This window comes from Klebsiella sp. CN_Kp075, assembly GCF_040065055.2.
In the GTDB taxonomy this organism is placed as follows: domain Bacteria; phylum Pseudomonadota; class Gammaproteobacteria; order Enterobacterales; family Enterobacteriaceae; genus Klebsiella; species Klebsiella aerogenes.
The window spans coordinates 1,701,957-1,713,589 of the sequence record NZ_CM198050.1 but is presented as its reverse complement, the minus strand read 5'-3'; the positions used below and the strand labels follow the sequence as shown (position 1 = coordinate 1,713,589).

The 11,633-nt window shown below is 57.5% G+C and carries 8 protein-coding genes; 4 read left to right on the top strand and 4 right to left on the bottom strand.

Annotation, left to right across the window (positions count from 1 at the left end; translation table 11 throughout):
• Positions 1-9 precede the first annotated feature (9 nt).
• The 3 genes from dcd to alkA form a co-directional block, all read right to left on the bottom strand.
• Complete coding sequence (gene dcd / locus ABLV78_RS08150) at positions 10-591, bottom strand: dCTP deaminase (RefSeq protein WP_015365790.1); 582 nt, start codon at positions 589-591, stop codon at positions 10-12.
• A gap of 91 nt (positions 592-682) precedes the next feature.
• Entirely contained in the window at positions 683-1,324 is a 642-nt protein-coding gene (gene udk, locus ABLV78_RS08145) for a uridine kinase (protein ID WP_015365789.1), read from the bottom strand.
• A gap of 114 nt (positions 1,325-1,438) precedes the next feature.
• Entirely contained in the window at positions 1,439-2,287 is an 849-nt protein-coding gene (gene alkA / locus ABLV78_RS08140) for a DNA-3-methyladenine glycosylase 2 (protein ID WP_047046452.1), read from the bottom strand.
• Positions 2,288-2,423: 136 nt separating this feature from the next.
• Between alkA and yegD the strand changes: the two genes are divergently transcribed.
• Positions 2,424-3,776, top strand: a complete 1,353-nt coding sequence (gene yegD / locus ABLV78_RS08135) for a molecular chaperone (protein WP_047046502.1) — start codon at positions 2,424-2,426, stop codon at positions 3,774-3,776.
• Positions 3,777-3,875: 99 nt separating this feature from the next.
• On the opposite strand, the gene ABLV78_RS08130 is transcribed toward yegD, so the two are convergent.
• Positions 3,876-3,932 (bottom strand): type I toxin-antitoxin system Ibs family toxin, encoded by a 57-nt coding sequence (locus ABLV78_RS08130; RefSeq protein WP_224108887.1) that lies wholly within the window; start codon positions 3,930-3,932, stop codon positions 3,876-3,878.
• Between the two features lie 256 nt (positions 3,933-4,188).
• Between ABLV78_RS08130 and ABLV78_RS08125 the strand changes: the two genes are divergently transcribed.
• From ABLV78_RS08125 to mdtC, 3 genes are read left to right on the top strand one after another with little or no spacing between them, the layout of a single operon-like run.
• Positions 4,189-5,433, top strand: coding sequence for an MdtA/MuxA family multidrug efflux RND transporter periplasmic adaptor subunit (locus ABLV78_RS08125; protein WP_047046449.1), 1,245 nt, complete (start codon positions 4,189-4,191; stop codon positions 5,431-5,433).
• Entirely contained in the window at positions 5,433-8,555 is a 3,123-nt protein-coding gene (locus ABLV78_RS08120) for an MdtB/MuxB family multidrug efflux RND transporter permease subunit (RefSeq protein WP_059355873.1), read from the top strand. Before ABLV78_RS08125 ends, ABLV78_RS08120 begins: the two co-directional genes overlap by 1 nt.
• On the top strand, positions 8,556-11,633 hold the full coding sequence (gene mdtC, locus ABLV78_RS08115; RefSeq protein ID WP_047046444.1) for a multidrug efflux RND transporter permease subunit MdtC: 3,078 nt from the start codon (positions 8,556-8,558) through the stop codon (positions 11,631-11,633). It abuts the gene before it with no gap.

Sequence of the window (11,633 nt, the reverse complement as noted above, 5' to 3'; positions counted from 1 at the left end):
CTTACTTTATCAATCCTTGTCGATTCGACTAGCCACCGCGCCCTGCTGGTCGCGATATTTGGCGTCTTCACGGCGGTTGTATGGCCGCGCCGCCGGGCCAGAAAGCGGCTCGAAGCTCAACGCGCCAATGGGCATTCCCGGGCGCAGCGCCAACGGCAGCTTGCCGGAATTATAGAATTCCAGCACGATGCAGCCAGACCAGCCCGGGTCAATACGGTGCGCAGTGACGTGAACCATAAGTCCGAGACGCGCCAGTGACGAGCGGCCATCAAGCCAGCCGACGAGGTCTGCCGGAAGCGTTACGGACTCATAAGTCACCGCCAGCGCCAACTCTCCAGGATGAAGATAGAAAGCCTCTCCTTCCGGCAATACGATCTCTTCGCTCATGACCCGGTCCAGCGCCGCGCTCACTTCCGCCTTAGGGCCGCTCAGGTCAATAAATGGCGCCGTATGACCGCGGAAGGTACGGAATTTATTGCCTAAGCGAACGTCAACGGTCGCACCGTTAATTCGATCCACCGGCGGACGTGGGCTGATTGCCAGGCGCCCTTCATCCAACCAGGCTTCTATATCTCGGTCACACAGACGCATGAGCTTTCTCCTTTAAGGCATCTAGCCCTTACGCTTTCCGGGAATAAGGGCAATTGAGGATTCTCTTTGCACGTTACACAATTAGTACGTGTTATTCAAAGAACTGACTGATTTTGGCCTTCAGAATATCGATGGCAATACGGTTTTTACCGCCGCGCGGGACAATAATGTCGGCATATTGCTTGGAAGGTTCAATAAATTGCAGGAACATTGGCCGCACCGTCTTCTGATACTGCGCCATCACCGAGTCCATGGAACGACCACGTTCGTTAACATCACGCTTGATGCGGCGCATCAGGCAGATATCCAGCGGCGTATCGACGAAAATAGAGAAGTTTAATTCATTGCGGAGTCTGGCATCCGTCAACAGCAGGATCCCTTCCAGAATGATCACTTTCTTCGGTTGAATATGAATCGTTTCCGGCATACGCGTATGTTCAACGTAGCTATACACGGGTAATTCAATTGGCTGGCCGCTTTTCAGCGTCTGTAAATGCTGGAACAGCAAGCTATGGTCCATCGAGCTTGGATGGTCATAGTTGGTTTTTACACGCTCTTCCATCGACAGATGGCTTTGATCTTTGTAATAGCTGTCTTCTGGAATAACGCCAATATGCTCATCGCCAACTTGTTCACGTAATTCACGATAAAGTGTGCTGGCGATAAGGCTTTTGCCCGAAGCCGATGCGCCGGCGATGCCTACAATGACGCACTGATGAGACGTATCAGTCATAAATTTTTGCGACCTGATTAACCTGGATGTAGATGGAGGGTGACGTTTGACCGTCAAACGCGGCAATTATAGGGATTTCAGGGCGGCGATACCAGTGATATGCGCCCTGTACGCCTATTCCTCGTCCGGCGTCCAGCCTTCGGTATACCAGATATGCAACAACGCATAGGAACGCCAGGGTTGCCAGCGGCTGGCATAGCGCGCGATACGCGCGGGCGTCATTCCAGGAAAACGCTGTTTAATCAGATAGTCATCGGGCAGAAAAATATCTTTTGCCTGCCAACCACGCAGCGCATAGTAATTCGCCGTCCAGCGACCAATGCCCGGCAGACTCTGCAATCGCTTCATACCGGTTGCAATATCAGCAGGCGCCGTCAACGGCAATTCACCGCTCAATGCCGCTTTGCCAAGGTGAATCAAGGCTTCCGCGCGGCGAAGGGGCATACCTAGCGCTTTGAGAGCCAATGGATCGGCTTGCGCCAGTTTCTGTGGGTCAGGGAAGAGAACATAGCCTGGCGCTTCGCTTAACGGCTGCCCGTAGGCCGCAGCCACTTTGGCCGTCAGCTTCGCCGCCATCGCTACGCTCACCAGTTGCCCCAATACCGCGCGCACCGCCTGTTCAAACGCATCCAACGCGCCCGGCAAGCGTAACCCAGGCCGCGGCTGCGCCAGTTTGCCTAAGGTTTGCGTGACCTCAAACGGATCGCATGCTAAATCAAACAGTTGCGCTACGCGCGCCAGGCACTGGTCTGCTACCGGTAATAGTCCGCGAGAGAGCATCACCCGGAAACCCTGCCCGCATTCATCCGCTTTAACGGTAATCAATCCGCTGTGCCCATCGATACTAAAGCTGCGGGTATATTCATCTTCATGGAAGCTTTCAATTCCCGCTACCGCACGCGCGCTGAGAAACGCGAACATCCATCGCCAGTCATAAGGCGGTTGCCAGGGTAATAATGTCATGCACTCTCCTTATTGATCGCAACAAGCATAGATGCTCTGCACCAGATACGCCTTGCTTTTAAATTCCAGTTGTCGGCATGGCGGCAATCCGCTAAAGTCGCCCCCCTTCTTCACTGGCATGGGGATTTTTCCGGTTATGTTTATTGGTTTTGACTATGGTACCGCTAACTGTTCGGTCGCCGTTATGCAGGGTGACAGCCCACGGCTTTTAACGCTGGAAAATGGTAGCCCGCTGTTGCCATCGATGCTTTGCGCTCCGACGCGCGAAGCGGTCAGCGAATGGCTATACCGCCACCACAATGTCCCGGCCGACGGTGCGGAAAACCAGGCGCTGCTGCGTCGCGCCATTAATTATAACCGTGATGAAGATATCGAAGTCCTGGGCAACAGCGTTCAGTTCGGACTCGCCTCTCTGCATCAATACGTTGACGATCCGGAAGAGGTCTACTTCGTTAAGTCGCCAAAATCGTTTCTTGGCGCCAATGGCCTTAAACCCCAACAGGTCGCGTTATTTGAAGATCTGGTCTGCGCGATGATGCTGCATATTAAGCAGCAGGCGCAGTCTCAGCTTAGCGAACAGATTACCCAGGCGGTCATTGGTCGCCCGATTAACTTCCAGGGGCTTGGCGGCGATGACGCCAACGCTCAGGCACAAGGAATTCTTGAGCGGGCGGCGAAACGCGCTGGATTTAACGATGTCGTATTTCAGTTTGAACCCGTCGCGGCGGGATTAGATTTTGAAGCCACCCTCGCTGACGAAAAACGCGTGCTGGTCGTCGATATCGGCGGCGGCACCACCGACTGCTCGCTGCTGTTGATGGGGCCGCAGTGGCGGCAGAAAGCTGACCGTCAGGCTAGCCTGCTCGGCCACAGCGGCTGCCGTATCGGCGGTAACGATCTGGATATCGCCCTGGCCTTCAAATGCCTGATGCCGTTACTCGGTATGGGCGGTGAAACGGAAAAAGGCATTGCGCTGCCGGTACTGCCCTGGTGGAATGCAGTGGCGATTAATGACGTCCCGGCGCAAAGCGATTTTTACAGCGCCGCCAACGGCCGTATGCTCAATGACCTGCTGCGCGAGGCCCGCGATGCCGACAAGGTCGCACTGCTGCTTAAAGTCTGGCGTCAGCGTCTGAGCTATCGCCTGGTGCGCAGCGCGGAAGAGAGCAAAATAGCCCTTTCCGCCCAGCAGGATTTCAACGCCGAACTGCCGTTTATTAGCGATGAGCTGGCGACCGCTATCAGCCAGCAGGGGTTGGAAGAGGCGCTCAATCAGCCGCTGGCCCGCATTATGGAGCAGGTAAAGTTAGCGCTGGAAAGCAGCCATGAAACCCCGGACGTTATCTATCTCACCGGCGGTAGCGCGCGATCGCCATTAATTAAGAAGGCGCTGGCCGCACAGCTGCCGGGGATACCGATCGCCGGCGGCGATGATTTTGGTTCCGTGACCGCCGGGCTTGCCCGCTGGGCGCAGGTGGTTTTCGCCTGAAACGCGAGCGCCATTCGGTAACCTGAGTTGACTTTGCCGCTTTTTCGTCCTAATTTGCAGGATGAAGGGTAAGGGAGGATTTCTCCTCCCCCTGGCGTCTTAGTAAGCCGGTAAGCTAATCACTAAGAGTATCACCAGTATGATGACCAGGTTCATCATAACCCTTTCCTTATTTAAGGCCCCTTCCTCAGGAGGGGCTTTCCTGTATTTAGCCTCCGCTAAATCAAGCTGACGTTACCATGCCGCGTCCGACACATTTCTTTTCAGCGTTCGGCTTTGCGAGCCTCCTCGTGAAAGCCCGCCAATTCAGACCTTTCCATACGCGCTTTTCATAATTCCTCCATTTTTGCGGGGCGTTCCGTTACTAAACTAGTATCATTCAGCGAAAGCTTCAGGATGAGATAGCAAAATAATGAAAAGTAGTCACACACTTCGTTGGGGAATAGTCCTGACGGTAATTTTGGCGGCGGGAGCCGCCTATTGGTTCTGGCACGATCGCTCCGTAGAGACAACCGCAGGCGCTGCTGGCGCAAGTCAACAAGGAGCAAAAGCGCCTGCCGGGGGGCGCCATGGCCGCTTCGGCGCGGCGCTGGCCCCGGTGCAGGCGGCAACCGCCACCAGCGAATCCGTCCCCCGCTATCTTACTGGCCTGGGGACTATCACCGCGGCGAACACCGTGACCGTGCGCAGTCGGGTTGACGGTCAGTTGCTGAGTATTCATTTCCAGGAAGGTCAGCAGGTAAAAGCCGGCGATCTGCTGGCGCAAATCGATCCCAGCCAGTTCAAGGTCGCGCTGGCCCAGGCGCAGGGCCAGCTTGCCAAAGATAACGCTACCCTCGCAAACGCGCGCCGAGATCTCGCCCGCTATCAACAACTGGTCAAAACCAACCTTATCTCCCGTCAGGAGCTGGATACGCAGCAGTCGCTGGTGGTTGAATCCGCCGGTACGGTTAAAGCCGATCAGGCCGCCGTCGCCAGTGCGCAACTGCAGCTGGACTGGACCCGCATCACCGCGCCGATTGACGGACGCGTGGGCCTGAAACAGGTCGACATCGGCAACCAAATCTCCAGTGGCGACACCACCGGCATTGTCGTACTCACGCAAACCCACCCTATCGATTTGGTCTTTACCCTGCCGGAAAGCGATATCGCCACCGTGGTACAGGCGCAAAAGGCCGGGAAAACGCTGACCGTTGAGGCCTGGGATCGTACCAATAAACAGAAGATCAGCACTGGCAACCTGCTGAGCCTCGATAACCAAATCGATGCCACCACCGGCACCATTAAGCTTAAAGCGCGATTTAATAACCTCGATGACGCATTGTTCCCGAATCAGTTCGTCAACGCCAGAATGCTGGTGGATACCGAGCAGGATGCGGTCGTGATCCCCACCGCCGCGCTACAAATGGGCAACGAGGGGCACTTCGTGTGGGTGCTGAACAGTGAGAATAAAGTCAGTAAACATACGGTCACGCCGGGTATTCAGGATAGCCAGAAAGTGGTGATTAACGCCGGGCTGTCAGCAGGCGACCGGGTGGTGACCGATGGTATCGACCGCCTGACCGAAGGCGCGAAGGTCGAAGTCGTCGAAGCCCACAGCGCCGCGGAGGAACAACCTGCCGCCCGCCAGAGTGGTAAAAACGGAGCGGGCGCCTGATGCAAGTCTTACCCCCAAGCAGTACGGGCGGTCCGTCCCGGCTGTTTATTATGCGTCCGGTAGCGACAACGCTCTTGATGGTCGCCATTCTGCTGGCCGGCATCATCGGCTATCGCTTCCTGCCGGTCTCCGCGCTGCCGGAAGTGGACTACCCCACTATTCAGGTGGTGACGCTTTACCCCGGCGCCAGCCCGGATGTGGTGACGTCGTCGATTACCGCGCCGCTGGAGCGCCAGTTTGGCCAGATGTCCGGCCTTAAGCAGATGTCATCACAAAGCTCGGGCGGCGCGTCGGTCATCACCCTCCAGTTCCAGCTGACCCTGGCGCTGGATGTTGCCGAACAGGAAGTGCAGGCGGCTATTAACGCCGCCACCAACCTGCTGCCGTCTGATTTACCCAACCCGCCGGTTTATAGCAAAGTGAACCCGGCGGATCCGCCGATCATGACCCTGGCCGTCACCTCCAGCGCAATGCCGATGACGCAGGTCGAAGATATGGTGGAAACTCGGGTGGCGCAGAAGATTTCTCAGGTTTCCGGCGTCGGTCTGGTGACGCTGGCCGGCGGCCAGCGCCCTGCGGTGCGCGTTAAGCTCAATGCCCAGGCGATCGCCGCGTTAGGTTTGACCAGCGAAACCGTGCGCACCGCCATTACCAGCGCCAACGTGAATTCAGCGAAAGGTAGCCTTGACGGTCCGGCCCGCGCGGTCACTCTTTCCGCCAACGATCAGATGCAGTCGGCGGAAGATTACCGTCGACTGATTATCGCCTATCAGAACGGCGCGCCGATCCGCCTTGGCGATGTTGCGACCATCGAACAGGGCGCCGAGAACGCCTGGCTCGGTGCGTGGGCCAATAAGCAGCGGGCGATCGTAATGAACGTCCAGCGCCAGCCGGGAGCGAATATCATCGCCACCGCCGACAGCATCCGCCAGATGTTGCCGCAGCTCACAGAGAGCCTGCCTAAATCCGTTAAGGTACAGGTGCTTTCTGACCGCACCACCAATATTCGCGCGTCGGTCAGCGATACGCAGTTCGAATTGCTGCTCGCCATCGCTCTGGTGGTGATGATCATTTATCTCTTCCTGCGCAATGTCCCGGCAACCATCATTCCCGGTGTCGCCGTGCCGCTGTCGCTGGTCGGCACCTTCGCGGTTATGGTGTTCCTCGATTTTTCAATTAATAACCTGACGCTAATGGCGCTGACCATCGCCACCGGCTTCGTGGTCGATGACGCCATCGTAGTCATCGAAAACATCTCCCGCTACATTGAAAAAGGTGAGAAACCGCTTGCCGCCGCGCTGAAAGGCGCGGGGGAAATCGGCTTCACGATTATTTCATTAACCTTCTCGCTGATTGCCGTACTGATCCCGCTGCTGTTTATGGGTGATATCGTTGGGCGATTGTTCCGCGAATTCGCCATTACCCTCGCGGTGGCGATTCTGATTTCGGCGGTGGTCTCGCTGACCCTGACGCCAATGATGTGCGCGCGGATGTTAAGTCACGAATCGCTGCGCAAACAAAACCGCTTTTCGCGGGCCAGCGAGCGATTCTTCGAGCGGGTGATTGCCGTGTATGGTCGCTGGCTGGGCCGCGTGCTGAACCACCCGTGGTTAACATTGAGCGTGGCGTTAAGCACCCTTGCGTTATCGATTCTGCTATGGGTCTTTATCCCGAAAGGCTTCTTCCCGATCCAGGATAACGGCATTATTCAGGGCACCTTACAGGCGCCGCAGTCGGTATCGTTCGCCAGTATGGCGCAACGCCAGCAGCAGGTATCCGAGCTGATTCTGAAAGATCCGGCGGTTGAAAGCCTCACGTCGTTTGTCGGCGTTGATGGCACCAACCCGGCGTTGAACAGCGCGCGTCTACAGATTAACCTCAAGCCGCTGGATGAGCGTGACGATCGGGTACAAACGGTCATTAGTCGCCTGCAACACGCGGTGGCAAGCGTACCGGGCATTGAGCTCTACCTGCAGCCAACGCAGGATCTGACCATCGATACCACCGTCAGCCGAACGCAGTATCAGTTTACCCTGCAGGCTAACTCGCTCGATGCGCTGAGCAACTGGGTGCCGCAATTGCTGTCGCGCCTGCAATCCTTACCCCAGCTTGCCGATGTCAGCAGCGACTGGCAGGATAAAGGGCTCGCGGCTTATATCAATGTCGATCGCGATAGCGCCAGCCGACTGGGTATTTCCATGGCGGATGTCGATAACGCGCTGTATAACGCCTTTGGCCAACGGCTGATCTCGACAATTTATACCCAGGCCAACCAATATCGCGTGGTGCTGGAGCACGACACCCAGGCGACGCCGGGGCTGGCGGCGCTGGATAATATTCGCCTCACCAGCAGCGATGGCGGCATTGTGCCGCTGAAGTCTATCGCCAGCGTCGAGCAGCGTTTTACGCCGCTGTCGATCAACCATCTCGATCAGTTCCCGGTTACCACTATTTCATTCAACGTGCCGGATAACTACTCTCTTGGCGAAGCGGTAGAGGCTATTTTGTCCGCCGAGCAGTCGCTGGATTTCCCAAGCGACATCCGCACTCAGTTCCAGGGCAGTTCGCTCGCGTTCCAGTCGGCGCTCGGTAGCACCGTCTGGCTGGTGGTCGCGGCGGTCGTCGCCATGTATATCGTGCTCGGCGTGCTGTATGAAAGCTTCATTCATCCCATCACCATTCTTTCTACGCTGCCGACCGCTGGCGTCGGGGCGCTACTGGCGCTATGGCTGGCCGGTAGCGAGCTGGATGTGATTGCCATCATCGGCATCATTCTGCTGATTGGTATCGTGAAGAAAAACGCCATCATGATGATTGACTTTGCCCTCGCCGCCGAGCGCGAACAGGGAATGCCGCCGCGGGAAGCCATTTATCAGGCCTGCCTGCTGCGCTTTCGTCCGATTCTGATGACCACCCTCGCCGCCCTGCTTGGCGCGCTGCCGTTGATGCTCAGTACCGGCGTCGGCGCCGAGCTGCGTCGTCCGCTGGGGATTGGCATGGTTGGCGGCCTGATGCTCAGCCAGGTACTGACGTTATTCACCACGCCGGTGATTTATCTGCTGTTCGATCGGCTATCGCTGTATATGAAGAGCCGCTTCCCGCGCCGTGAAGAGGAGGCGTAAGTGAAGTTTTTCGCTCTCTTTATATATCGCCCAGTGGCGACGATTCTTATCTCGCTGGCGATTACCCTGTGCGGGATCCTCGGATTCCGCCTGCTGCCGGTCGCGCCGCTGCCGCAGGTCGATTTCCCGGTGATCATGATTAGCGCCTCGCTGCCCGGCGCCTCGCCGGAAACCATGGCCTCGTCGGTAGCCACACCGCTGGAGCGCTCGCTGGGGCGCATTGCCGGGGTCAATGAAATGACCTCGTCGAGCTCGCTTGGCAGTACCCGCATCATCATGGAGTTTAATTTCGATCGCGATATTAACGGCGCAGCCCGCGACGTGCAGGCGGCGATTAATGCCGCGCAAAGCCTGCTGCCGAGCGGGATGCCCAGCCGCCCCACGTATCGCAAAGCTAACCCGTCCGATGCGCCGATCATGATCCTGACGCTCACCTCGGATACCTATTCGCAGGGCGAGCTGTACGATTTCGCGTCAACCCAGCTGGCGCAAACCATCGCGCAGATCGACGGCGTCGGCGATGTCGACGTCGGCGGCAGCTCCCTGCCGGCGGTGCGTGTCGATCTCAACCCGCAGGCGCTGTTTAACCAGGGCGTCTCACTGGATGCCGTGCGCAGCGCCATCGACAACGCCAACGTGCGTCGCCCGCAGGGCGCGCTGGAAGATGGAACCCATCGCTGGCAGGTGCAGACCAACGATGAACTGAAAACCGCGGCGGAATATTTGCCGGTAATCGTCCACTACAACAACGGCGCAGCGGTACGTCTTGGCGACGTGGCAAAAGTGACAGATTCAGTGCAGGATGTGCGTAACGCCGGAATGACCAACGCCAAACCGGCGATCCTGCTGATGATACGCAAGCTGCCGGAAGCCAACATCATTCAAACGGTTGATAGCATTCGCGCCCGCCTGCCGGAGCTACAGCGTACCATCCCCGCCGCCATCGATTTACAGATTGCCCAGGATCGTTCGCCCACTATCCGCGCATCGCTTGAAGAGGTCGAGCAAACGCTGGTGATCTCGGTCGCGCTGGTGATTCTGGTGGTCTTTCTGTTTTTGCGCTCCGGGCGCGCAACGCTTATCCCGGCTGTCGCCGTACCGGTATCGTTAATCGGTACCTTCGCCGCCATGTATTTATGCGGCTTCAGCCTTAATAATCTGTCGCTAATGGCGCTGACCATCGCCACCGGTTTTGTTGTTGATGACGCCATCGTAGTGCTGGAAAACATTTCCCGCCATCTTGAGTCGGGAATGAAACCGCTGCAGGCCGCGTTACAGGGCAGCCGTGAAGTCGGCTTTACCGTGCTGTCGATGAGCCTGTCGCTGGTGGCGGTGTTCTTACCGCTGCTGCTGATGGGCGGCCTTCCGGGCCGTCTGCTGCGCGAGTTCGCCGTCACGCTATCGGTAGCGATCGGCATTTCGCTCGCCGTATCGCTCACGCTAACGCCGATGATGTGCGGCTGGCTGCTGAAAAGCGGCAAACCTCATGAACCAACGCGCAATCGCGGCTTTGGCCGCCTGTTGGTCGCTATTCAGGGCGGCTATGGCAAATCGTTAAAATGGGTGCTGAAGCATAGTCGTCTGACTGGCCTGGTCCTGCTCGGTACGATAGCGCTCAGCGTGTGGCTGTATATCGCCATTCCGAAAACCTTCTTCCCGGAGCAGGACACCGGGGTGCTGATGGGCGGCATTCAGGCGGATCAGAGCATTTCTTTCCAGGCGATGCGCGGCAAACTGCAGGACTTTATGAAGATCATCCGCGAGGATCCGGCGGTCGATAACGTGACCGGCTTTACCGGCGGCTCGCGGGTGAATAGCGGTATGATGTTTATCACCCTGAAACCGCGCGAGCAGCGCCATGAAACCGCGCAGCAAATCATCGACCGGCTGCGGAAAAAGCTGGCGAAAGAGCCCGGCGCTAATCTGTTCCTGATGGCGGTGCAGGATATCCGCGTCGGCGGGCGTCAGTCGAATGCCAGCTATCAATACACTCTGTTATCGGACGATTTGTCGGCGCTGCGTGAATGGGAGCCAAAAATCCGCAAGGCACTGGCGGCGCTGCCGGAACTGGCCGACGTTAACTCGGACCAACAGGATAACGGCGCGGAGATGGATCTGGTCTACGACCGCGACACCATGTCACGACTGGGTGTCAGCGTACAGGATGCCAACAGTCTGTTAAACAACGCTTTCGGCCAGCGGCAAATCTCGACCATCTACCAGCCGCTGAACCAGTACAAAGTGGTGATGGAAGTCGATCCGCTTTATACCCAGGACGTTAGCGCGCTGGAACAAATGTTTGTCATCAGTAAAGACGGCAAACCCATTCCGCTGTCGTATTTCGCCAAATGGCAACCGGCGAACGCGCCGCTTTCGGTCAATCATCAGGGGCTATCGGCCGCCTCGACCATCTCCTTCAACCTGCCAACCGGCAAATCGCTATCGGAAGCCAGCGACGCCATTGACCGGGCGATGACCCAGCTCGGCGTGCCGTCGAGCGTCCGCGGATCGTTTGCCGGCACCGCGCAGGTATTCCAGCAGACGATGAACTCACAGGTGATCCTGATTATCGCCGCCATCGCCACGGTGTATATCGTGCTGGGGATCCTCTACGAAAGCTACGTGCATCCGTTAACTATCCTCTCTACCCTGCCATCGGCTGGGGTGGGCGCGCTGTTGGCGCTGGAGTTGTTCGGTGCCCCATTCAGCCTAATCGCCCTGATAGGGATCATGCTATTAATTGGCATCGTAAAGAAAAACGCCATCATGATGGTCGATTTAGCCCTTGAAGCGCAGCGCAGCGGTAATCTGCCGCCGGAAGAGGCCATCTTCGAGGCCTGCCTGCTACGTTTTCGCCCGATCATGATGACCACCCTGGCGGCGCTGTTCGGCGCACTGCCGCTGGTGCTGTCGGGCGGGGATGGTTCAGAGCTGCGGCAGCCGTTGGGGATCACCATCGTCGGCGGTCTGGTCATGAGCCAGCTGCTGACGCTGTACACCACCCCGGTGGTCTATTTGTTCTTTGATCGTCTGCGGCTGCGTTTTACGCGCAAGTCTGCTCAACCGGTAAGCGAATAA

What these genes read in the sequence shown, in the direction of transcription:
- dcd (WP_015365790.1), bottom strand. Translation starts at nt 591, where the DNA reads ATGCGTCTGTGTGACCGAGATATAGAAGCCTGGTTGGATGAAGGGCGC.
- udk (WP_015365789.1), bottom strand. Translation starts at nt 1,324, where the DNA reads ATGACTGATACGTCTCATCAGTGCGTCATTGTAGGCATCGCCGGCGCA.
- alkA (WP_047046452.1), bottom strand. Translation starts at nt 2,287, where the DNA reads ATGACATTATTACCCTGGCAACCGCCTTATGACTGGCGATGGATGTTC.
- yegD (WP_047046502.1), top strand. Translation starts at nt 2,424, where the DNA reads ATGTTTATTGGTTTTGACTATGGTACCGCTAACTGTTCGGTCGCCGTT.
- ABLV78_RS08125 (WP_047046449.1), top strand. Translation starts at nt 4,189, where the DNA reads ATGAAAAGTAGTCACACACTTCGTTGGGGAATAGTCCTGACGGTAATT.
- ABLV78_RS08120 (WP_059355873.1), top strand. Translation starts at nt 5,433, where the DNA reads ATGCAAGTCTTACCCCCAAGCAGTACGGGCGGTCCGTCCCGGCTGTTT.